The organism is Methylophilus sp. DW102 (genome assembly GCF_037076555.1).
GTDB lineage: Bacteria > Pseudomonadota > Gammaproteobacteria > Burkholderiales > Methylophilaceae > Methylophilus > Methylophilus glucosoxydans.
In genome coordinates this window covers 1,635,892-1,657,807 of sequence record NZ_AP029023.1, presented here as the reverse complement: position 1 = coordinate 1,657,807, position 21,916 = coordinate 1,635,892, and the positions used below count along the sequence as shown (strand labels likewise).

Annotated in this window: 21 protein-coding genes and 2 tRNA genes; 13 read left to right on the top strand and 10 right to left on the bottom strand. The window is 49.1% G+C overall.

From position 1 onward, the window contains the following. The 7 genes from clpP (at position 1) to AACH41_RS07595 (ending at position 7,515) form a co-directional block, all read left to right on the top strand. Positions 1-648, top strand: coding sequence for an ATP-dependent Clp endopeptidase proteolytic subunit ClpP (clpP, locus tag AACH41_RS07625; protein ID WP_275355305.1), 648 nt, complete (start codon positions 1-3; stop codon positions 646-648). Positions 649-675: 27 nt separating this feature from the next. Then, complete coding sequence (gene clpX / locus AACH41_RS07620; RefSeq protein WP_194747643.1) at positions 676-1,965, top strand: ATP-dependent Clp protease ATP-binding subunit ClpX; 1,290 nt, start codon at positions 676-678, stop codon at positions 1,963-1,965. A gap of 136 nt (positions 1,966-2,101) precedes the next feature. After that, a complete protein-coding gene (lon, locus tag AACH41_RS07615) occupies positions 2,102-4,534 on the top strand; it encodes an endopeptidase La (RefSeq protein WP_313987602.1) in 2,433 nt (810 codons plus the stop codon). Positions 4,535-4,654: 120 nt separating this feature from the next. After that, positions 4,655-4,927: an HU family DNA-binding protein gene (locus tag AACH41_RS07610; protein ID WP_018985281.1), complete on the top strand. Its 273-nt coding sequence runs from the start codon at positions 4,655-4,657 to the stop codon at positions 4,925-4,927. A gap of 60 nt (positions 4,928-4,987) precedes the next feature. Beyond that, positions 4,988-5,063: transfer RNA gene (locus AACH41_RS07605), tRNA-Val, on the top strand. A 163-nt stretch (positions 5,064-5,226) separates the two neighbouring features. Continuing rightward, positions 5,227-5,303 (top strand) — tRNA-Asp (locus AACH41_RS07600). 313 nt (positions 5,304-5,616) lie between these two features. Further along, positions 5,617-7,515 carry a SurA N-terminal domain-containing protein gene (locus tag AACH41_RS07595; RefSeq protein ID WP_338654170.1) on the top strand — a complete coding sequence of 633 codons (1,899 nt, stop codon included), beginning with the start codon at positions 5,617-5,619 and terminating at the stop codon, positions 7,513-7,515. 77 nt (positions 7,516-7,592) lie between these two features. On the opposite strand, the gene AACH41_RS07590 is transcribed toward AACH41_RS07595, so the two are convergent. The 10 genes from AACH41_RS07590 to gloB all read right to left on the bottom strand — a co-directional run bounded on the left by AACH41_RS07590 (position 7,593) and on the right by gloB (position 17,281). Beyond that, positions 7,593-8,210, bottom strand: coding sequence for a cold shock and DUF1294 domain-containing protein (locus tag AACH41_RS07590; RefSeq protein ID WP_338654169.1), 618 nt, complete (start codon positions 8,208-8,210; stop codon positions 7,593-7,595). Positions 8,211-8,412: 202 nt separating this feature from the next. Further along, a complete protein-coding gene (locus tag AACH41_RS07585) occupies positions 8,413-8,934 on the bottom strand; it encodes a hypothetical protein (RefSeq protein ID WP_338654167.1) in 522 nt (173 codons plus the stop codon). 110 nt (positions 8,935-9,044) lie between these two features. Further along, a complete protein-coding gene (locus AACH41_RS07580) occupies positions 9,045-9,527 on the bottom strand; it encodes a hypothetical protein (protein ID WP_338654165.1) in 483 nt (160 codons plus the stop codon). Between the two features lie 61 nt (positions 9,528-9,588). Next, complete coding sequence (locus AACH41_RS07575; RefSeq protein ID WP_338654162.1) at positions 9,589-9,984, bottom strand: hypothetical protein; 396 nt, start codon at positions 9,982-9,984, stop codon at positions 9,589-9,591. 306 nt (positions 9,985-10,290) lie between these two features. Beyond that, positions 10,291-11,076, bottom strand: coding sequence for an SDR family oxidoreductase (locus tag AACH41_RS07570; RefSeq protein WP_194747633.1), 786 nt, complete (start codon positions 11,074-11,076; stop codon positions 10,291-10,293). Between the two features lie 48 nt (positions 11,077-11,124). Then, positions 11,125-11,949 (bottom strand): ABC transporter permease, encoded by an 825-nt coding sequence (locus AACH41_RS07565; RefSeq protein WP_338654157.1) that lies wholly within the window; start codon positions 11,947-11,949, stop codon positions 11,125-11,127. Positions 11,950-11,960: 11 nt separating this feature from the next. Beyond that, positions 11,961-12,986 (bottom strand): ABC transporter permease, encoded by a 1,026-nt coding sequence (locus AACH41_RS07560; protein WP_338654154.1) that lies wholly within the window; start codon positions 12,984-12,986, stop codon positions 11,961-11,963. A gap of 3 nt (positions 12,987-12,989) precedes the next feature. After that, on the bottom strand, positions 12,990-14,597 hold the full coding sequence (locus AACH41_RS07555; RefSeq protein WP_338657590.1) for a peptide-binding protein: 1,608 nt from the start codon (positions 14,595-14,597) through the stop codon (positions 12,990-12,992). Between the two features lie 125 nt (positions 14,598-14,722). Further along, positions 14,723-16,291 (bottom strand): transglycosylase SLT domain-containing protein, encoded by a 1,569-nt coding sequence (locus AACH41_RS07550; protein ID WP_338654152.1) that lies wholly within the window; start codon positions 16,289-16,291, stop codon positions 14,723-14,725. Between the two features lie 210 nt (positions 16,292-16,501). Beyond that, entirely contained in the window at positions 16,502-17,281 is a 780-nt protein-coding gene (gene gloB / locus AACH41_RS07545; RefSeq protein WP_338654149.1) for a hydroxyacylglutathione hydrolase, read from the bottom strand. 90 nt (positions 17,282-17,371) lie between these two features. Here gloB and AACH41_RS07540 point away from each other — a divergent pair, with 90 nt between their 5' ends. From AACH41_RS07540 to rfbC, 6 genes are all read left to right on the top strand, one after another. Further along, positions 17,372-18,151 (top strand): class I SAM-dependent methyltransferase, encoded by a 780-nt coding sequence (locus AACH41_RS07540; RefSeq protein WP_338654146.1) that lies wholly within the window; start codon positions 17,372-17,374, stop codon positions 18,149-18,151. Next, the gene (rnhA, locus tag AACH41_RS07535; RefSeq protein ID WP_228518729.1) at positions 18,117-18,566 is read left to right on the top strand and encodes a ribonuclease HI; all 450 of its coding nucleotides are present in this window, start codon (positions 18,117-18,119) and stop codon (positions 18,564-18,566) included. Before AACH41_RS07540 ends, rnhA begins: the two co-directional genes overlap by 35 nt. A 13-nt stretch (positions 18,567-18,579) precedes the next feature. After that, positions 18,580-19,260: a DNA polymerase III subunit epsilon gene (gene dnaQ, locus AACH41_RS07530; protein WP_338654143.1), complete on the top strand. Its 681-nt coding sequence runs from the start codon at positions 18,580-18,582 to the stop codon at positions 19,258-19,260. A gap of 122 nt (positions 19,261-19,382) precedes the next feature. Then, positions 19,383-20,468 (top strand): dTDP-glucose 4,6-dehydratase, encoded by a 1,086-nt coding sequence (gene rfbB, locus AACH41_RS07525; protein WP_194747621.1) that lies wholly within the window; start codon positions 19,383-19,385, stop codon positions 20,466-20,468. Continuing rightward, positions 20,468-21,349, top strand: coding sequence for a glucose-1-phosphate thymidylyltransferase RfbA (gene rfbA, locus AACH41_RS07520; RefSeq protein WP_338654140.1), 882 nt, complete (start codon positions 20,468-20,470; stop codon positions 21,347-21,349). Before rfbB ends, rfbA begins: the two co-directional genes overlap by 1 nt. Next, complete coding sequence (rfbC, locus tag AACH41_RS07515; protein WP_338654139.1) at positions 21,349-21,894, top strand: dTDP-4-dehydrorhamnose 3,5-epimerase; 546 nt, start codon at positions 21,349-21,351, stop codon at positions 21,892-21,894. The genes rfbA and rfbC overlap by 1 nt, the downstream gene beginning before the upstream one ends. Positions 21,895-21,916 lie beyond the last annotated feature (22 nt).

Here is a 21,916-nt window from a genome sequence, read left to right as displayed (position 1 = left end):
ATGAATTATATGAACGCGAACGAAGGCATGATGCAACAACGTATGGAGCCACAAGGCCTGGGATATATCCCTATGGTTATTGAGCAGAGTGGCCGAGGAGAGCGTTCATATGACATCTATTCCAGGCTGCTCAAAGAACGCGTCATTTTTCTGGTGGGGCCGGTCAATGACATGACCGCCAATCTGGTGGTGGCGCAGTTGCTGTTCCTTGAGGCCGAGAATCCTGACAAGGACATTTCTCTCTACATTAACTCTCCCGGTGGCTCGGTCACTGCGGGGATGTCTATCTATGACACCATGCAGTTCATCAAGCCCGATGTCAGCACGCTGTGTATCGGTCAAGCGGCCAGCATGGGCGCGTTCCTGCTGACCGCTGGTGCGAAAGGCAAGCGTTTCTGCCTGCCTAACTCACGCGTGATGATTCACCAGCCGCTGGGTGGCTTCCAGGGCCAGGCGTCTGATATCGAGATCCATGCCAAAGAGATTTTGTACCTGAAGGACAAACTCAATGGCATCATGGCCCATCACACTGGCCAAAGTATTGAAACCATTGCCAACGATACCGATCGTGACAATTTTATGAGTGCTGACGCTGCCAAAGCTTATGGTTTGGTAGATCAGGTGATTGCCGCACGTAGCGCTGCTTAATCAGCGCGTAACTAGCAGGGGAATAGCATGGCAAACAAATCTGACAGCGAGAAGCTGTTATATTGCTCGTTTTGTGGCAAAAGTCAGCATGAAGTGAAAAAACTGATTGCAGGCCCCTCTGTGTTTATTTGTGATGAATGCGTTGATTTATGCAATGACATTATTCGTGAAGAAATTCAGAGCCTTAACGAAATCAAGTCCGCAGACAAAAAATTGCCGACGCCACAAGAAATCTGCTCTATTTTGGATCAGTATGTGATTGGCCAGATACAGGCGAAAAAAAATCTGTCTGTTGCGGTGTATAACCACTACAAACGTCTGGGGTATAACCCTTTGTCTGACGGCAACCAGTCTGGCAAAGATGATGTTGAGGTACAAAAAAGCAACATTTTGCTGATTGGACCAACCGGCTCTGGCAAAACATTGCTGGCGCAGACCTTGGCACGTTTGCTGGATGTGCCTTTTGTGATGGCGGATGCGACCACACTGACCGAAGCCGGTTATGTGGGTGAGGATGTTGAAAACATCATGCAGAAACTGCTGCAAAAGTGTGATTACGATGTAGAAAAAGCACAGCGCGGCATTGTTTATATTGATGAAGTCGACAAGATTTCCCGTAAGTCTGATAACCCGTCAATCACCCGTGATGTGTCTGGTGAAGGCGTGCAACAGGCCTTGTTGAAACTGATCGAAGGCACGATTGCCTCGGTGCCGCCACAAGGTGGACGCAAGCATCCTAACCAGGAGTTTGTGCAGTTGGATACCACTAACATTCTGTTTATCTGCGGTGGCGCTTTTGACGGGCTGGAAAAAGTCATTCGTCACCGTTCAGAAAAAGGCGGTATTGGTTTTGGTGCCGAAGTCAAGAGCAAAGAAGATGTGCGCGCGGTTGGCGAAGTTTTGCGTGAAGTGGAGCCGGAAGATCTGATCAAGTTTGGTTTGATTCCTGAGTTCATTGGACGTCTGCCAGTCGTGGCGACACTTGAGTCTCTTGATGAGGCTGCACTGATGACGATTCTGGTAGAACCCAAAAACGCGCTGACCAAGCAATACATGAAGCTGTTCAAAATGGAAGGCGTTGAGCTGGAGTTTGAAGAGTCTGCCTTGCGTCTAATTGCTAAAAAAGCGCTGGAACGTAAAACCGGTGCACGTGGCCTGCGTTCGATTCTCGAGCACGCTTTGCTAGACCTGATGTATGAGCTGCCATCTCTCAAAAACTTGTCTAAAGTGATTGTAGATGCTGGCGTGATTGAACACACCTCCGAACCAATTCTGATTTATCAGGATGCACAAAAACGCGTTGAAAACGCACATTAAATCCCGCTTGCAATAGCCGTCCGGCTATTGCAAGATAGCATCTAATAGCATGAGATGCTTGCTCTCTTGAATTCTCAAAGAATGTTCCCATCTATATGCAAAGGACTTGTTCCTTTGACACTTATTGAAAGACGCTATGACAGAACACACTTTGCTTGACTCCGAGACACCGGAAAACGCTTTAATCCCTTTATTGCCTTTGCGCGATGTCGTCGTCTATCCCCACCTGGTGATTCCATTGTTTGTTGGCCGGACCAAATCGGTCAAAGCGTTGGAGCGCGCTTCAGAGGGCGATAAAAAGATTTTGCTGGTTGCACAAAAGTCAGCCAACAAAGACGATCCTGTGGCTGAAGACTTGTATGAAATCGGTACCCTGGCGACCGTACTGCAAATGCTCAAGCTCCCGGATGGTACAGTGAAAGTTCTTGTAGAAGGCTTGCATCGCGTACGCGTTTCCCATTTTGTGGAGACTGACGAGTGCTTCATGGCTTTGGGTGAAGAGGTTGAGCAAACAGATCAGGATGACAAAGAGGCTGAAGCCTTGATGCGTACGGTCATGACCCAGTTTGATCAATACGTTAAACTGAATAAAAAGATTCCCCCCGAAATTCTGACTTCGCTGGCAACAATTAACGAGCCTGGTCGTCTGGCTGACACCATTTCAGCTCACTTGACGCTCAAGCTGGAAGAAAAGCAGAAAGTGCTTGAGATGCTCAGCGTGATTGAGCGTCTGGAGCATTTGCTCTACCTGATGGAGTCTGAAATCGACATCCTGCAGGTTGAAAAACGCATCCGTGGCCGTGTTAAACGGCAGATGGAAAAAAGTCAGCGCGAGTACTACCTCAATGAGCAGGTGAAAGCTATCCAGAAAGAGCTCGGTGAGCAGGATGAAAATGCCGAGATGGAAGAGCTGGACCAGCGCATTAAAAACGCTGCCATGCCTAAAGAGGCATTAGCCAAAGTCACTGCCGAGTTCAAGAAGCTGAAATTGATGTCACCGATGTCAGCTGAGGCTTCTGTGGTACGTAACTACATTGATACTCTGTTAAATCTGCCATGGAAAAAGAAAACCAAAATCAGCAAAGACTTGCAGGCAGCAGAAGCGATTCTGGATGCGGATCACTATGGTCTTGATAAAGTCAAAGAGCGTATTGTGGAATATCTGGCAGTACAGCAGCGTGTTGGCAAGCTCAAAGCCCCAATTTTGTGCTTGGTGGGCCCTCCAGGGGTCGGTAAAACCTCGCTGGGACAGAGTATCGCCAAAGCGGTCAACCGTAAGTTTGTGCGCATGGCTTTAGGCGGTGTGCGTGATGAGGCGGAGATTCGCGGCCATCGCCGTACCTATATTGGCTCCATGCCAGGCAAAGTGCTGCAAAGCATGACTAAAGTTGGGGTGAAAAACCCGTTGTTCCTGCTTGATGAAGTCGACAAAATGGGCCAGGACATGCGCGGTGATCCGTCTTCAGCTTTGCTGGAGGTGTTGGATCCAGAACAAAACCATACCTTTGCTGACCACTATGTCGAGGTTGATTATGACCTGAGCGACGTCATGTTTGTCGCGACGGCTAACAGTATGAATATCCCCGAGCCGTTATTGGACCGGATGGAAATTATTCGTCTGTCAGGGTATACCGAAGATGAGAAGATCAATATTGCGCAACGCTACTTGTTACCCAAGCAGCTTAAAGCCCATGGCTTGAAGTCTACCGATATTTCGGTGGCGGAAAGTGTGTTGCGCGATATCGTGCGTTACTACACCCGTGAAGCGGGGGTGCGTCGCCTGGAGCAGGAAATTGCCAAGGTCTGCCGTAAAGCAGTCAAAGAGCAATTGCTGGCCAAAGGCAAAACCAAAACCGTTAAAAAGATTAACATCACCAGCAAGAATATTGAACAATATCTGGGCGTCAAGCGCTATGACTTTGGTGTTGCCGCTAAAGATAACCAGGTAGGGCAGGTGACAGGCTTGGCATGGACCTCGGTAGGCGGTGAATTGCTGACCATTGAGGCGGTGACTTTGCCTGGTAAGGGTAAAACGATCACCACAGGTAAGTTAGGCGATGTGATGCAAGAGTCTGTCACTGCGGCCATGAGTGTGGTACGTAGCCGTTCAGAAGGATTGGGTATTCCGACCGACTTTTACGAGAAGAAGGATATTCATATCCACTTGCCAGAAGGTGCGACGCCTAAAGATGGTCCAAGTGCGGGTATTGCCTTAACCACTGCCTTTGTGTCTGTGCTGACGGGCATTCCAGCCCGAGCAGACGTGGCGATGACAGGCGAGATCACCTTGCGTGGGGAAGTGCTGGCGATTGGCGGCTTGAAAGAGAAATTGCTTGCCGCTCACCGTGGAGGGATTAAAACGGTATTGATTCCTTCAGCTAATGAAAAGGACCTGGTTGAAATCCCTGCCAACATCAAAAAGGATCTCGACATTCATTGCGTGAAGTGGATAGATCAGGTCCTGGATCTTGCGCTGGAAAGAGCACCGCAACCGTTGGCTGTGGAAGCGCCTGCAGTCGAGATTGTTGCCGCTGGCGAAGGGAATGCCGAGCAAGCTGTCACGCATTAGTAAAATTGATGCGAATTATTGTCAAAAGGCCGGAATACCGCTTGACAGCTCGTTTTGCGGCTTGATATAAAGACGGTACAGGATGTACCTGTCTTTTTAACTAGTTATTAGGGGAAACACGTGAATAAATCAGAATTGATAGATCATATTGCAAGTGCTGCTGGTATTTCTAAAGCCGCTGCGGCTCGTGCTCTGGATGCAACAACTGAGGCTATTTCCGGTGCATTGAAAAAAGGTGATATGGTGACCTTGATTGGTTTTGGTACATTCTATGTAGGTGAGCGTTCTGCCCGTTCTGGCCGTAATCCTCGTACCGGCGCAACAATTAACATCAAAGCTGCTAAATCTCCTAAATTTAGGGCTGGTAAAGGCCTTAAAGATGCTGTAAACTAGCATTCTTTGGTTGAGCAGCGTTTGTTGCTTAACTGCAGTAGCAACACCAGTGGTTGTTACGGGTGCTTAGCTCAGTTGGTAGAGCGTCGCCCTTACAAGGCGAATGTCAGCGGTTCGACCCCGTTAGCACCCACCAAACAATTTAAATTAAGAGTGCGAAGTTTGCGCTCTTAATTTTTTGAGTGACACGGTACTTAAGAAGTTACTTTAATTAGCAATGCTAAGTACCGAATAAGTAATTAAAAAAATTAGTTGATTTTATAAAAAACAATGTTATAATTTCAGCTTAACGATTACCGGGAGCGGTAGTTCAGTTGGTTAGAATACCGGCCTGTCACGCCGGGGGTCGCGGGTTCGAGCCCCGTCCGCTCCGCCAAATAAAAGCCCTGATTATTCAGGGCTTTTTTCTTTTTATTCGATTAAAACACTTCTCATTTGTTCACTTGATATTCCAAATTTGGAATCAGGTTTATCTTGTATGTTTGTCAGTATCGACTGCTGTTCTTTCCCATTCGTTTTAATCTCTCAGACCTCCAGCGCTTATTTGATCGAGTGCATTGGCTAACGTACGGTTTATTTTTGGATCAAATCTTTGGGTGTAATGCCTGAAGGGTGTTGCACTCAGGCGGTTTTAATCGCTTTATGGTATAGTTTGCTGTTGCAAAAAATCAGGTAATGGAAACGATAAAATGTTGGAAGCACTTAGAAAACATACACAAGGATGGATGGCAAAAATCATTCTGGCACTGATTGTGGTGCCGTTTGCATTGTTTGGCATCGACTCCTATTTGAATCAGGCGGGTGGGCAGGTTGCAGTGGCCAAAGTTGATGGCCAGAAGATATCCCTGCAGGAATATTCTAACGCCGTGGAAAATGCGCGTAACTATATGCAGTCCCAGGGACAAAAAGTCGATACGGCTTTGCTCGAAAGCCCGGCTTTCAAGCAATCTGTGCTGGAAGGCATCATTACACGTCGGCTGATTGAGGGTGCGATTCATGATTACCGCTTTAAAATCAGTGACGAGCAACTCAGCCAGCATATTCTTGGCATGCCCGAGTTTCAAAGCAACGGTAAGTTTTCTGAGGAAACCTACAACCAGTTGCTGACACAAAACAAGCTGACACCAGCCAAATTTGAGCAGAGCATACGCAAAGACCTCGCGGTCCAGCAGGTAAGAGAAGGCCTGAGCAATCTGGTCTTTATGCCGAAAAAAGTCGCTGAGCAATCGCTGATGTCCGAGTTTGAACAGCGTGAAGTCAGCGTGACCGATATTAAAGTAGCTGACTTTATGAATCAGGTGACGGTGACGCCTGAGCAGGTACAAGCGTATTACAACCAGCATAAAACTAAATTCATTGCACCAGCCAAGGTGAAGTTACAGTTTGCTTTGCTCTCTGCTGCAGGCCTGATGGGTCAAGTCAGCGTGACTGACCAAGAAGTTAAGCAATACTATGATGAAAATGCGGCTAAATTTCAGGGCAATGAACAACGTCAGGCCAGCCATATTTTGATCGGCTTTAATAGCACTGCCACGTCTGCTGAAAAAGCCGCTGCCAAAGAAAAGGCAGAGTCCATTCTCAAGCAGGTCAAGGCCAATCCTAAGAGTTTTGAAAAGCTGGCAATTGAGTTTTCACAAGACACAGGCTCAGCAGGCAAGGGCGGCGATTTAGGCAGTTTTGGCCGTGGTGCGATGGTCAAGCCTTTTGAGGATGCAGCTTTCTCAATGAAGGTTGGCGATATCAGCGATTTGGTGGAATCTGAGTTCGGCTACCATATCATCAAGCTGACAGGCATTACAGGCGAGTCTTCTGATTTTGATTCGATGAAGCTCAAAATTAAAGCCGAATTGTTGTTCCAGAAAGCACAAGCCAAATATGCAGAATTGGCCGATGATTTTGGCAATACTGTGTATGAGCAATCTGGCAGCATGGAGCCAGCGGTCAAGAAATTTAACCTGCAATTGCAGTCTTCTCCAGCCATGAGCAAAGATGAAGTCGCCAAGTTCTTCAAAAGCGATCGTTTTGCTTCCTTGGTGTTCTCCGATGACGTGCTTAAAGATAAACGCAATACCGAAGCCGTTGAGGTATCACCGAATAACCTGGTGTCTGCACGCGTGGTTGAGTACAGCCCAGAAGCGCCTCGTAGCTTTGATGAAGTTAAAGCCGGTATTGAAGGCTTGCTCAAAGCTGAAGCCGCAGATAAATTGGTGCAGCAAAAAGGCGAGGCCTTGTTGGCTGAGCTAAAGGCCGGTAAAGCAAGCAATGCAGACTGGATTACGCCCGTGACGGTTGATCGCAGAAATGCGCAGGGCTTGAGCGATGGTGTGATGAGAAATGTGTTCAAGGTCAACATACATACACTGCCAGCGTACTATGGCTTTAACGAGGCCAACAAAGGCTATACCGTGATTAAAGTGATTGCGGTGAACCAGAAGCTCAAAGACCAGCCAGATGTGGCGGACAGAGCCTTTAAAGTGTATCAGATGGCACTGGGGGCAGAGATGTCACATGCTTATGTCGCTTCGCTCAAAGCCAAGAAAGATATTCAGTTCAATGCCAAAGTGTTGTTATCTAAAGGTAACGAATAATTAGCGAACTGAAGTGAAAAAAGGAGGGCATAGCCCTCCTTTTTTATTTCATGTCACTCTGTAATTGATACACCTGGCTAATTTAAAAATGTGCTAATCACGCGCTCTATAAAAGCGAGACCATTCATGGAAAGCAGCCACGCTAATGTCGCGCAGTTCAGAATAATAGTTGCCCAAAAAATCACTTGAAAAGAAAGCTTCTTTGATTTGTGGCGAAACAGTTTCTGGCCAATAATGGCCCCAGGCCAGCCACCGATTAATGCCAATAGATGCAAGGTTTTTTCAGGGGTACGTCTATTGTTCTGCCTTGCAGCACTTTTATCCAGCTTGTAAGCAATGAGTGTGCAACTGCTCATCAGCAAATAGATCCCTAACACCCATAATGGCAGTTTTCCGGCGAAAACGGATATTGCCATGCAAACAAGAAAAATGATGGCAAATAGGAATAGAAACTGCCCATCCTTTGATCGCGATGGTGCATCAATGTATTGAACACGCTCGGCTTTTAATTTCCCACTCGCATCTTTACTGACTTCATAACTCACAATCTCGTTGCCAATCGGCCGTCGCCGCCGGTTTGAAAATGCAGTGATATGAACAAACACTTGCTTTCCGTTACTATTGGGCGTGATATAGCCAAACCCTTGTTCGTCTTTCCAGGTAGTGATTCTGCCTTGATAACGAGTGCATTTCATAATTCATCTTTGTTAGAGTCCGTTTGATATGACTCGCTAGGTTTCGCCTTCATAACGCATCAACTCTGCAAATCTTTCATAAGTTACCAAGGATAAGGAGGCGAGAATGGCAGCAGCTTTTGCGAGCGTTCTCATAAACCCGCTAACGTTTGACCTAATCGGCGCCGGAGCGCAGCATTTTGGCATCCGGTTGACGGACTTGTTAGCAGTATTTCGCATCATGAGTGTTCGATACTTCTCGACTGTATGCAGCTTCAAACTCAGTGAGTGTTCTGGCCTTGCCCCAAAGATCTGCGATGTACTCGAACTCTTGTTCGAAGGGCTCGCGGAATGCATCGACGTCGGTAGCGTATTCACAGTTTCTGCTGAGCATGACTAGCCAATTTGGATACCCAAGACTGACAAAGAGTTTGGTGAACTTGCCATTGAGCGACTCAATGGACTCGGCGCCAGACAAATGCAAAGGCCGTAAACTCGCCACGTACTTTCCTGCAGCAAGTTGCTTGTCCAATGCCTCAGGGCCTTTGTAGCGCTCCAAAATCGTATGAGCCAACGGAGAAGCTTCTTCTAGTACTGTTGCTGCAGCAAGCAAGATAACGTCTAGATCATCACCTTCTTGATTGAGCTCCAATCGTTCAATTGCCCAGTCGATGCACGGTTGTATCTCACCTACACCAAGCGTAAGCATCATGTAGTGGCGCTGAAGTTGGTCGATGGCTTCCATGAGACTGCTAACGTTTGACATAAGGAGCTGGCGACATTGGTGGCTCCACCCTCGTTATTGAAAATTCCATCATCGAAGATTGCTTTCGCCAGTTCCTCTTGATGGATGGGTTAGTGGCTAACATTAAACTCAACCTGGAAAATTACCTCACCACTGGTTTTAAGTGGTGTAAGGGCTTTTGTCTTGTCATAAAGTTCATGCAGTACAGCTTCTTGTGCATTGCCTTGACTAGCAATTTGTACAACATGATGATTGGGTTGACAGTTGAATTGAAGAAGCACTCGGGCTGGAGCTATATTTTTTGCCAAAATGGCATGTGCCTCATTTTCGGCTGATTTAATAAATGAGTCGAGCTCTTCAACAAGGACTCTTTCTTTCAAGTCAGGCTCACCAGTTAGAAGTCGGACGTTACTTATAGTTACTTTCTCGTTTTTGGCGAAATTTTGCCCCTCTGGACTGTAGGTTTTAAATTCTCCATTGGTTAGATATGTGCGACCATCTACTGGATTTCCATAGCTAGACTCACCAAATACAAAGCTAGTAGATAAGAAGAAAAATAAACCCGTAATAGCGAGGCGATGCTTTAGTATCATAGTATTAGCCCCTAACGTTTGAATTAAGGGGCGCCGTTAGGCGTCCCGCTTGAATGATGGGTTAGAGAACATTTTCTACCTCTTGCCGTGCTGAATTTTCCCACACTCCTATATAGCTTTGGTCTGCTGTAAAATAACCCGAAAGAACTGGACCGTCACTAAAGTTCTCAGAGCTAAATTTATACTCTGTTTCAAGAGAGCCTAAAGCACTAAGTTTGAACTCAAAATAGATGTTTTCTTCCATATTCGACCATTTTAGTTCAGTGCTTTTACCGACTGATGCATCAAGTTTCTTGAGTGTTTTGATTAGCAACAACCACTCACTTTTTTGAACAGTACATGTAAAAGCGCCCTGAAACTGCTGGGTTTTGACTTTGACATTGGTATCCATCCACTCCCCACTGTCGGGAAGTGATAAATCAATTTCACATTCAAAAGCATGCCCAGTTATTTTCATTGTTGCGCTCTAACGTTAATTAGACCCCAAAAACGAACCTAAACTTTTATTTAGACTAGGGGCTATAAATATTAAAAAATAAATTTTAATTAAAATACAATATATTATATATTTTTATTACACCATAATTAAATGAGAATTAAATTCTAGTGCACCTTTAATTGGTTTGTTTGTATTTTTTTGATTGCTTTGAAGATATTGTGCAATTTAGCGCATTGTTATTAAGCAGTGCAAGTATTCGGCATTTAGCTATAAAAAAACGCCTGGCTTTTATCAGCGCAGGCGTTTTTATGCAGGTGGTCAACTTTAGTCGATTTGACCAGCAGCAGTGATGTTCATGCCACCATCAACATAAGTGATTTCACCAGTCACACCAGAGGCGAGGTCGCTGGTCAGGAAGGCGGCGACATTGCCAACTTCGTCGATGGTCACGTTACGGCGCAAGGCGGCGTGTTTTTCGTTAAAACCGATCATTTTGTCAAAGTCAGCGATGCCTGAGGCAGCCAGCGTTTTGATTGGGCCAGCAGAAACAGCGTTAACACGGATTCCGCGTGGGCCAAGGCTTTGTGCCAGGTAGCGTACGTTGGCTTCCAGACTGGCTTTGGCGACCCCCATGACGTTGTAATTAGGCATGGTGCGTTCTGCGCCCAAATAGCTGATGGTCAACAGGCTGCCATTGCGGCCTTGCATCATCGGGTAGGCTGCTTTGGCCATCGCTGAGAAGCTGTAGGAGCTGATATCATGTGCAATGCGGAAATACTCGCGGTCGATTCTTTCGAGGTAGTCACCATCAAGAGCGACTTTAGGGACGAAAGCAATCGAGTGCACCAGGCTATCCAGGCCATCCCAGACTTTAGCCAGCTCTACAAACAGGTTGTCGATTTGTGCATCTTCAGCAACGTCACAGGGGAGAACGATCTCGGATTCAAAGTCTGCGGCCAGGTCACGTACACGCTTTTCGTGTTTGTCGACTTGATAGGTAAATGCCAGTTCGGCACCTTCACGTTTCATTGCGGCTGCGATGCCATAAGCGATTGAACGGTTGCTCAGCAAACCGGCAATCAGGATTTTTTTTCCAGCAAGAAATGCCATGCTTGTTCCTGTGTGGTTGTTAGTTCGTTTGGTCAGTTGATTGAAGGGTTAGCGTACTGTGTTGGAACGTGGGTCGAACACATCCCGCAGTCCTTCGCCGAGCAGATTATACCCTAACACCGTGATTAAAATGGCAAGTCCGGGAAACACGGATAACCACCAGGCAAACTGGATGTACTCTTTACCATCGGTGAGGATGTTGCCCCAGGAGGCTTGCGGTGGCTGCACGCCCAGACCTAAAAAGCTGAGGCCAGACTCAAGGAGAACGGCGCTGGCGATGCCCAGCACGACACTAACCAGAATAGGGGTGAGACTATTAGGCAGGCAATGTTTGAAAATAATGCGGCTGTCCAGAGCACCGAGCGCCGTGGAAGCGGTGACAAATTCACGTTGTGTCAGACTCAGGAATTCAGCGCGCACCAGCCGCGTGACGCCCATCCAGGAGGTGAGGCCGATGACCACCATGACGTTGGTGATCGAAGGACTTAAAAAGGCAATCACGGCTAAAATCAAGAAAAAACTGGGAATAGACAACATCAAATCAACCAGTCGCATGATCAGCGTATCTACCCAACCACGATAGTAGCCAGCTAAAGCACCGAGCATGACCCCGATGGCAGTCGAAATCCCCACCGCGACCAGGCCTACCAGTAGCGAGACGCGGCCGCCAAACAGCATCCGGCTCCAGACATCCCGCCCCAGACCATCGGTGCCCATCCAGTGCTGGCCCGAAGGCCCCACCAGAATCTGCTTGACCTGGATCGCATCCGGGTCATAAGGGGCAATCCAGGGCGCAAGTAGCGCCAGCAGCAAGATGATGCTGATAATGATCACCCCGGTTAGGGCTAAGGGATTTTGCAGGACTTTTTTCATGTCTGGATAGCCTAGCGTTGTGGCATGACCCCTTTGCGTAAACGCGGATCCGCCCACGCGTAGGCAAGATCAGCCAATAAGTTGCCCACCAGCGTCAAGGCTGAGCCTATGGTGAGTATGCCCATGACGACCGGAAAATCACGCATCATCACCGCTTCATAAAACAGTTTACCCATGCCTGGAATGGCAAAAATGGTTTCAGCAATCACCGAGCCGCCAATCAAGCCCGGCAGTGACAGGCCGACCAAAGTAATCAGTGGTAGCAGGGCATTGCGCAGAGCATGTCTATAAGTCACGACCCGGTCACTCAAGCCCTTGGCGCGAGCGGTGATCACAAAGTCTTGGCTCAATACGTCCAGCATGCCGTTTTTCACAAACATGGTGACACCTGCGAGGCCCGTCAATGCTGGAATGATCACAGGCAAACACAAATGCATGAACAGATCCTGTGCTTGCTGCCAGGCGTTGAGTTGGTCGTAGTTGAGGCTATGCAGGCCAGAAATCGGAAACCAGGGGTGAATCACACCCAGCCAGTACATCAGCAACAGGGATAACCAGAAGCCGGGGATAGAAAAGCCAATAAAATTAAATAAGGTAATGCTTCGATCTTGCCAATGACCATGTTTTTTGGCCGCCATGACACCCAGCGGAATCGCAAGGCTCAGCGTCAACAACAAACCAACTAAATTCATGAGCAAGGTCACTGGCAAGGCTTCTTCAATCATGCCCTTGGTGGTATTGCCGTCTTTGTCGGTTTCTGACCAAAACACCGGTTTTTGATGGCTGGCAAACGAATGGCCGAAATCAAGGTGCACCATGCGCTCCAGCCATAAGCCATACTGCACGATAATGGGTTTATCCAGATGATAAAGCTCACGCAGTTTTTGCCGTGACTCTTCTGAGGATTTGGGGTCGAACGCAGATTCCGTACTGGTGATATCGCCAGGCGCCAGATGCATGATAAAAAACGAAATCAGACTGATGCCGATCAACATCGGGATCATCCATAAAACACGTCTGATTAAATAACGTAGCATGTTTTATTCAGCCTGTATTTGCGCGCGGCGCAGCGGCGCCGGAATATACCATTTTTGTGAGTCGTAGCCGACACCCGCCGGAGGTATAGGATTCATAATCCCTTGCACACGTTTGTGGATGGCGGTCAGCCCGTAGCCGGCAGACAGGTAAACCAGAGGACTATCGTCATAGAGGGCCTTGGCGAATGCATGATAAATCTGCATGCGTTTTTCCGGGTCAAACTCAAGTCGCCCTTGCTCCAGCAGATGGTCTACTTGAGGATTGTGGTAGCCGATAAAGTTGAATTGTCCGGGATTCTGCTGACTGGAATGCCAGATATTGTACTGGTCAGGGTCCAGACCCAGTCCCCAGCCCATTACCACGGCATCAAAATTACCCGGTTTGATAAAATTGGTCAGTAAACTGGCCCATTCCAGCGTACGCAAGCGGGTATCAATCCCGACTTCCTTGAGTCTGCGCTGAATAATGACCGAGGTTTTCTCGCGCTGCTTGTTACCGAGGTTGGTCAGGATTTCAAATGACAATTTTTGACCATTTTTGTCTAGATAACCGTCGCCATCGCTGTCTGTGTAACCTGCCTCGGCTAGCAATTGTCTGGCTTTGGCCGGATCGAAGGCATAGGGGTGAAGATCAGGATTGCTCCAGCGCGTGCCCGGCTTGTACGGGGAGGCAATCGCAATGCCGAGGCCAAGATAGACGCCATCAATAATTTCCTGTTTATCAATGGCATAGTTGATCGCTTTACGCACACGCACATCATCAAATGGTTTGCGTTTGAGGTTAAAGCCCAGGTAGGTATAGCTGTTGCCTAGCTCTTTGTATTGGTTGAGCCTGGCTGCGAGTGCCGGACGCGAAGGAATAATGCGTGCATAGGTAATCGGATCCATGTTCATGCTATCAATATGGTCCGCCATGAGCTCGAGAAATTGGGCGGCTGGATCAGGGATCACGCGTTCGACCAGTGTTTCGATGTTGGCGGGTCCCATGACAGACTTGGGGTTGCGACTTAATTTGATGTATTCGCCGTGTCGCCATTCCTGAAGCTGGTAATAATGACTGCCTAACGGTTTTTGCGCAAAACTGGTGGTATGTATATCCTGTCCTGCCAGTTTGTGTTTGGGCAGCACTTGCAAACTGGCCCAGCTTTCGAGCGCGGGTGCAAAGGGCTGCGAATAGTGCACGATAAACGTTTGTGGATCTGGCGCTTCTGCCTGGGTGACGAGTTGATAATCAGAGGCATAAGGGCTATGCGTTTTTTCGTCTGTGATCAGCTGCCAGGTGAAAAGCACATCCGCACTGGTAAGCGGCTTGCCATCAGCCCATTGCAGATTGGGTTTGAGCTTGAAAGTGATGGTCTTATTGTCGTCTGCGACTTGCCAGGAAGCGGCTAATTCGCCGGCCAAATCCAGATTCTGGTCGTATTTGAGCAGTGAATTAAACAGGTAACTGCCAATTGCCAGCGAGGCGGATTCGCCAGCCACCATACCGATCATGCTGCTCGGATCTGAGGGCATGGCGCTCATCAGCGTGCCCCCGGCCTGTGGTGGGTAGGCCTGATCAAACGCCAGTGTCTCCTGGTTGGCCTGCTCTGGACTACAGGCTGACAGCATGGCCGCCAGAGCCATGGTCATCATGGCATGGCGCACATATCCTCGGCGCTTGCCTTGCGCATTCTGCGGATGAGACACAACGTGCAAATTGAGCGGTGAGTGTGCAGTGCGCATAATGAGCCGATTTAATGTTTGCTGGACTGACTTTTCTTATGATGCGATGTTGTGCTCTTTTTAGCTGAATCTGATGAAGAGGCACTATGTTTACTGTGGCTGCCTGCTTTCTTAGCACCAGATTTTACGCTTGTTTTCGAGTCATGCGATTTTCCAGAGTTCCCTTTACTTGATTTGCTGGCATGGCTTTCTTGTTTTTGCAGTTGCAATACCTGGCCAGCCGCCAGTTTTTTAGACTTGAGATGGTTTTGTTGCATGATTTGCTGGCTGCTAATGCCATAGCGCTTGGCCAGAGTAGACAAGGTCTCGCCAGCTTTCACTTTATGGGAAAAAGTCGTTGGTTCGCTGGATGACTCTTTTTCAACCGGCACTTCTACGGAAAGTTTGGCCATGGCTGCGACATCAATCGGTTTGGTCAGACCAGCTGACTCCACGCTGGCGGGCACTAACAATGGTCGACGGACAATCAGATTGCGATTCGGCTTCAGGTTATTGGTTGCGCTCAATTCGTAAATACTGATATCAAACTTGCTGGCAATCACACCCAGGCGCTCACCACGCTTGGGCTGGTAGCTGTGCCAGTTGGAGAGGGGACGGTTGTACGCATTCAGATTTTGTGTAAAGTTGCTGGCCGCCCAGGTTGGTAACAGAAGTTTTTGATAACTGTTTTCCGTAATGAGGACCGGCCGCGTAAAACTTGGGTTCAGTGCGCTAAACTCCTCCAGCGTAATCCCTGCCAACTCTGCAGCCAGTTTTGCATCAATCTTGTTGGGGGCCTGGACGGTGGTAAAGTAAGGCCGGTTTGGAATTTCGTTTAGCGTCAATCCATATTGTTCAGGCCGGAAAATAATGTTTTTGATGGCCTGCAGCTTTGGCACGTAATTGCGAGTTTCATCCGGTAAGGACAAGTGCTGGTAATCGGTCGGCAAGCCCAGGCGCTCATTGCGCTCAATGGCGCGTGCAACCGTGCCTTCACCCGCGTTGTAAGCGGCCAGTGCCAAGTCCCAGGCGCCAAACATGGTATAAAGCTTTTGCAGATAATTGAGCGCAGCCTGGGTGGCGGCAGTCACGTCTTTGCGTGAATCTTTCCAGTAGTTCTGCTTGAGGCCAAAGTCTTTGCCGGTAGAGGGGATGAATTGCCAGATGCCTGACGCCTTGCTGGTAGATAGCGCTTTAGGGTTAAAGCCGCTTTCTATCATGGGCAGTAGCGCAATCTCGGTGGGCATGCCTCTTTTTTCAACCTCAACAACGATGTGGTAAAGATACTTTTTACTCCGCTCCAGCATGCGTGAAACGTAGTCTGGGCGAGAGGCGTACCATTGTTCGTGTTTGTTGGTGTAGCTTGAGTCGATGTCCGGCATGTTAAAGCCATCGCGCACGCGGTCCCACAAGCTGTTTTGCAAGGTCAGGCTATCTTCAAACTGATAAGTGGAGGTGTAGCCTTCTACGCCAGTCTCTCCATAGCTTTCGTCATAACTGCCATTGTCATCGGACAAGGTGGCTGGTTCCACGTATTCAGCCGACCCGCACCATGGCGAGGCTGACAGTGCAATGCAGACGATGAATCTTTTAAAACGCATGACGGTAATACTTTATCCTGAGAGTGTTGTGCATCCGGCAGAGCGGATACACATGGATTGCTAAATCCGGATGGCCGTAGCGGCCGCGCCGATCTGTTTGAGATAGGCCTAACGCACACAAGCGCTTTAAGGAGGACATCATTCTACGTTAAATTCGGGGGGAGACAAGCCCTTGCCAGCGAGCCCAGACTGTGCTTGAAGGTTGTGCGATCAGAAGTCATTGCGGCGGGTGCGGATCTCGGTAAACACTTCCAGCACCGAGCGCGATTGAAATTCAGGGCGCAGACGCAACTGTTCACAGCGCAAAAACGGATTGGTCGCCAATTCTTGTGCCAAGGACGTTGGCAGGGTGGGGCGTTGCTGATGGCGTAACTCGCGGGTGGTTACGATACGTTGGAGTAATGCGCGGTTATCCGGCTCTATGGTCTGCGCAAAAGCAAGATTGTGCGCGGTATATTCATGCGCCGGGTAAACGAGTGTTTCTGGGGGAAGCGCGGCAATCTGCTGTAGCGAGGCATACATTTGTGCAGGCGTGCCTTCAAACAGGCGGCCGCACCCTGCACCAAACAGAACGTCGCCGCTAAACAAATGCTGCTGATTGACATAATAAGCCACATGATCAAGTGTATGGCCCGGCAGCGAAAGCACTTCGCAGCTTATTATGTCTTCTGGCAGCAGACTGATAGTGTCCCCGGCGTGGACGGGGATGGTCTGCATGGCCTGATAAGACGGCTGTGAACTGTCCGGGGCATAGACAGGACAGCGCCAATGCTTTTGCAAGCTGGCAGCGCCGCCCACATGGTCTGCATGATGATGTGTGAGTAAAATCCCTTTTAAGCTCAGTTTTCTCTTGCTCAAAGCCTCTTCAACCACGTCCGCATCGCCCGGATCAACCAGCCAGGCCAGTGAGCCAGACTGAATTAACCACAGATAATTGTCGCTAAAAGCGGGCAGGGGGATGATTTCTATACTTGCAGAACTTTTGTCCATCACGCATCATTGAAAAAATCATGATGCTTGTCAAGGGAGATGCCCTGGACGGTATTCAAGAGGTGTTTTAAGTGCGTGAGGGAATCTATCTTGCAATCAAGCCAGTCAGTGTTCTTTGAACAAATGCCTCTGGGTCAATATATTGTCGCGCGTGAAACGCCTTTGTACGCGCAAGCCGTGGCTGATGTGTTCGGCTTTCATGCTCTGCAGATCGGATGGTCTGCGCATGACCTGCTCGAGCAGTGCCGGATTCCTTACAAACACTCCCTACAGCTAACCGCCTCGGCCAATGCCTCGTTGTTATGCGAAAGCGAGTTTTTGCCATTTGCCGAAAATTCAGTTGACTTGGTTTGCATGCCACATGTGCTGGAGCAGTGCGCGGATCCACAGCAGACGTTACGCGAAGTGTTTCGGGTACTGGTGCCTGAAGGTACTTTGGTGTTGACCGGAATTAGCCCTGCCAGTTGTTTAGGCATGCGCGCCAGAGTCGGGCAATTCAGGCAGGCAGGCGGTTTCAGTAGATTGTTTACAGCCTGGCGCATTCGTGACTGGTTGAGTGTATTGGGATTTGAGGTCGTGCGTAGTGGTTATTTGATGCACGCTTTTCCATTCAATGATCCTGACTGGCTGGCGCGTCAGTCTTGCCTGGAACGGTGGGGGCCACGCTTGTGTGGCATGAGTGGTGGCATTTATTTCCTGATTGCCAAAAAAAGAGTGCTCAATATCCGTTTGTTAAAACCAGACTGGAAAATGTTGCCGCTGAATCCGGCGTTGCAGGTCAGAAAAGGCCGTTCCAGCATACAAAAAAACGGCCAAAAGCAGTTAGAATGCGCGGATGTCGAATCAACAATGGATAGAAATGTACGCTGATGGTGCTTGCAAGGGCAACCCTGGCGTCGGTGGCTGGGGGGTCTGGCTTAAAGCGGGCTCGCACGAAAAATCCCTCTACGGTGGCGAAGCGCTGACCACCAATAATCGTATGGAGCTGACTGCGGTGATTCAAGGCTTGCAGGCGCTTAAGAAACCCTCACATGTCAGGGTGTATACCGATTCCAGCTATGTGCAAAAAGGCATGACCGAGTGGTTGGCAGGCTGGAAGCTCAAGCAATGGCGTACGGCGGATAAAAAGCCGGTTAAAAATGCGGACTTATGGCAACAGTTGGATGTCATCGCCCAGCCTCACCAGATTGAATGGATTTGGGTGAAAGGTCATGCTGGCAACGAGGGCAACGAGCGTGCGGATGCCTTGGCAAATCAAGGTGTATTAACCGTGGCGATAGGATAGGAGTGTAGCTTAAATGAGACAGATTTTCCTCGATACCGAGACCACTGGCCTCTATCCCGATCAGGGACATCGAATTATTGAAATTGCGGCGGTGGAGATGCTGAACCGCCGACCAACCCAGCGTCACTTTCACTTGTATATCAATCCCGAGCGTGAGATTGATGCCGGTGCGCAGGAAGTACATGGCATTTCGCTGGAGTTTTTGCAAGATAAGCCGCTTTTTGCGCAAATTGCACAGGATTTCATTGCGTTTATTCGTGGTGCAGAGCTCATTATTCATAACGCTCCGTTTGATGTCGGCTTCCTCAATATGGAGTTGTCCAGGCTTAACCTGGACCCGTTGCCGTCATTCGTCAGTGGTATCGTTGATACCTTGAAAATGGCCAAGGAAATGCGTCCCGGCCAGCGTAACAATCTGGATGCCTTGTGCCGCCACTTCGGTATTGATAACTCACAGCGGACTTTGCACGGCGCCTTGCTCGATGCGGAATTGCTCGCCGATGTCTACATTGCCATGACGCGCGGACAAGAGAGCCTGTTGATGGAACTCTCAACCTCCGAGCAGCAAACCACGCAAAGCCATATTGACGTCGACTTTTCTGCACTGAAGCGATTGCAGCCGAGCGAAGAGGAGTTGGCCAGCCATCAGCAATATATAGAAAGTCTTAGCAAGTCTGGCGCTTCACCCTGGTGACGACCGTCTTTTGTTGTGATTTGATGCGGCTCTGCTGCGCTTATTCACTCTTTACATGCCGGGTGCTTGCGGTAGTATCAAAAGATATTTCCAAGTTGTAATCACTATTAAGCAGAGATTTTATGCACACAGACACCATTGTAGTGACCGGGGGTGCCGGTTTTATCGGCAGCAATTTCGTCAATGCCTGGGTAAAGCTGAAGCTGGGTAAACTGGTCAATCTGGACAAGCTCACCTATGCTGGCAACATGGAAAATCTGGCGGAGATTAGCCACGACCCGGACCATGTCTTCATTCATGCGGATATCGGTGACCGCGCTGCGGTTAAAACTTTGCTGGAAACCCACAAGCCCAGGGCGGTGCTTAATTTTGCTGCAGAAAGTCATGTAGACCGCTCTATCCACGGGCCGGATGCGTTTATCCAGACCAATGTGGTCGGTACGTTTAATCTGCTCGAAGAGGTCAGGGCCTATTGGCAAGCATTGCCGGTAGAGTCACAACAGTCGTTCCGTTTCCTGCATGTGTCTACCGATGAAGTCTATGGCTCACTGGAACCCAATGATCCTGCATTCAAGGAAACCAACCCTTATCAGCCCAATAGTCCATATTCAGCCTCAAAAGCGGCCTCAGATCATCTGGTGCGTGCCTATCATCACACCTATGGCCTGCCGACCCTCACCACCAATTGTTCCAACAATTATGGCCCTTACCACTTCCCAGAAAAACTGATTCCATTAGTAATTCATAACGCCTTGTCTGGCAAACCCTTGCCGATCTATGGGAATGGCAGCAATATCCGTGACTGGCTGTATGTCGAAGACCACTGCAATGCCATCCGTGAAGTGCTGGCCAAGGGCCTGCCTGGCGAGACATACAATATTGGTGGCTGGAATGAGAAAACCAATCTGGACGTTGTACATACGCTGTGCGACATCCTCGATCAGGAGCAGCCCAAAGCACAAGGCAGCTACCGCGATCAGATTACGTTTGTCAAAGACCGTCCCGGTCATGACCTGCGTTACGCCATTGACGCCAGCAAGATCGAGCAGACCTTAGGCTGGAAACCTCAGGAAACCTTTGAAACCGGGATCCGTAAAACGGTGCGCTGGTATCTGGAGCATACCCAATGGGTGGCACGCGTCACCAGCGGTGAATACCAGCACTGGCTCAGTACAAACTACCATGAACGTGGCGAGGAGTTGGCATAATGGCAAGAAAAGGCATCGTATTGGCCGGTGGCTCCGGCACCCGCTTATATCCAGTGACGCAAGTCGTCTCCAAACAACTGTTGCCGGTGTATGACAAACCCATGATCTACTACCCCCTGTCCGCACTCATGCTGGCAGGCATCCGGGAAGTGTTGATTATTTCTACCCCGATGGACACACCACGCTTTAAAGAACTGCTAGGCGATGGTAGTCAATGGGGCATGCGCATTGAATACCAGGTACAACCCTCACCCGATGGGCTGGCACAAGCCTTTATCCTCGGCAAGTCGTTCATTGGTAACGACAGCAGCGCCCTAGTGCTCGGCGACAATATTTTTTACGGGCATGAGCTCGGTGACATGGCCATGACTGCCGGTAAACGCGAGCAGGGCGCCACCGTGTTTGCCTACCCGGTCAACGACCCCGAGCGCTATGGCGTGGTCGAGTTTGATACGCACGGCACGGCCATCAGCCTGGAAGAAAAGCCTACACAACCCAAATCGCGCTATGCGGTGACTGGGCTGTATTTTTACGATCAGCGCGTGGTTGAGATTGCCAAGAACCTCAAGCCCTCGGCCCGTGGCGAACTCGAGATCACTGACGTCAACAAGCATTATTTGGCCTCTGGGGACCTCAATGTCGAAGTCATGGGGCGTGGCATGGCCTGGCTGGATACTGGTACCCACGAATCACTGCTGGAAGCCAGTGGCTTTATTCAAACGATTGAAAAGCGTCAGGGCCTGAAGATTGCCTGTCTGGAAGAAATCGCCTATCGCCAGGGCTTTATCAATGCAGAGCAACTGGACAAACTGGCGGATAAATATGCCAAGAATGGGTACGGACAGTATTTGAAGATGATTTTAAAAGAGCGGGTATTTTAATGCTGGTGACTGCGACCAAAATTCCAGAGGTGTTGATTCTAGAACCCAAGGTATTCGGCGATGCACGAGGCTTCTTTATAGAGAGCTTCAATGCGCAAGCCTTTAAACAAGCCACAGGGCTCGATGTGACATTCGTGCAAGATAACCATTCCCGTTCGGCCAAAGGCGTATTACGCGGTCTGCATTATCAAGTCCAGCAAGCGCAGGGAAAACTGGTGAGAGTGGTTGCCGGAGAAGTGTTTGATGTCGCGGTCGATCTGCGTCAGAGTTCTGCGACCTTTGGATTATGGGAAGGCGTGCATTTAAGCGCTGACAATCACCGTCAGCTATGGATTCCGCCTGGCTTCGCGCATGGCTTTGTCGTGCTCTCTGACACGGCTGACTTTCTGTATAAAACAACGGATTACTATGCGCCACAATATGAGGCCTGCCTTAAATGGGATGACCCGACGATTGGCATAGACTGGCCGTTGGACATGCCCCCCAGCCTGTCTGCCAAAGATCAGCAAGGGCTCCCCTGGGCACAGGCGCCCAAATTTGACTAATTATTAGCATATTCTTTGATTC

Excerpts from the sequence above, each read along its gene's own strand:
- AACH41_RS07595 (WP_338654170.1), top strand. The coding sequence starts at position 5,617 with ATGTTGGAAGCACTTAGAAAACATACACAAGGATGGATGGCAAAAATC.
- AACH41_RS07555 (WP_338657590.1), bottom strand. The coding sequence starts at position 14,597 with ATGCTGTCAGCCTGTAGTCCAGAGCAGGCCAACCAGGAGACACTGGCG.
- clpX (WP_194747643.1), top strand. The coding sequence starts at position 676 with ATGGCAAACAAATCTGACAGCGAGAAGCTGTTATATTGCTCGTTTTGT.
- AACH41_RS07580 (WP_338654165.1), bottom strand. The coding sequence starts at position 9,527 with ATGATACTAAAGCATCGCCTCGCTATTACGGGTTTATTTTTCTTCTTA.
- AACH41_RS07585 (WP_338654167.1), bottom strand. The coding sequence starts at position 8,934 with ATGGAAGCCATCGACCAACTTCAGCGCCACTACATGATGCTTACGCTT.
- gloB (WP_338654149.1), bottom strand. The coding sequence starts at position 17,281 with ATGGACAAAAGTTCTGCAAGTATAGAAATCATCCCCCTGCCCGCTTTT.
- AACH41_RS07575 (WP_338654162.1), bottom strand. The coding sequence starts at position 9,984 with ATGAAAATAACTGGGCATGCTTTTGAATGTGAAATTGATTTATCACTT.
- lon (WP_313987602.1), top strand. The coding sequence starts at position 2,102 with ATGACAGAACACACTTTGCTTGACTCCGAGACACCGGAAAACGCTTTA.
- rfbA (WP_338654140.1), top strand. The coding sequence starts at position 20,468 with ATGGCAAGAAAAGGCATCGTATTGGCCGGTGGCTCCGGCACCCGCTTA.
- dnaQ (WP_338654143.1), top strand. The coding sequence starts at position 18,580 with ATGAGACAGATTTTCCTCGATACCGAGACCACTGGCCTCTATCCCGAT.
- AACH41_RS07565 (WP_338654157.1), bottom strand. The coding sequence starts at position 11,949 with ATGAAAAAAGTCCTGCAAAATCCCTTAGCCCTAACCGGGGTGATCATT.
- AACH41_RS07550 (WP_338654152.1), bottom strand. The coding sequence starts at position 16,291 with ATGCGTTTTAAAAGATTCATCGTCTGCATTGCACTGTCAGCCTCGCCA.
- clpP (WP_275355305.1), top strand. The coding sequence starts at position 1 with ATGAATTATATGAACGCGAACGAAGGCATGATGCAACAACGTATGGAG.
- AACH41_RS07560 (WP_338654154.1), bottom strand. The coding sequence starts at position 12,986 with ATGCTACGTTATTTAATCAGACGTGTTTTATGGATGATCCCGATGTTG.
- AACH41_RS07570 (WP_194747633.1), bottom strand. The coding sequence starts at position 11,076 with ATGGCATTTCTTGCTGGAAAAAAAATCCTGATTGCCGGTTTGCTGAGC.
- AACH41_RS07590 (WP_338654169.1), bottom strand. The coding sequence starts at position 8,210 with ATGAAATGCACTCGTTATCAAGGCAGAATCACTACCTGGAAAGACGAA.
- rfbC (WP_338654139.1), top strand. The coding sequence starts at position 21,349 with ATGCTGGTGACTGCGACCAAAATTCCAGAGGTGTTGATTCTAGAACCC.
- rnhA (WP_228518729.1), top strand. The coding sequence starts at position 18,117 with ATGTCGAATCAACAATGGATAGAAATGTACGCTGATGGTGCTTGCAAG.
- rfbB (WP_194747621.1), top strand. The coding sequence starts at position 19,383 with ATGCACACAGACACCATTGTAGTGACCGGGGGTGCCGGTTTTATCGGC.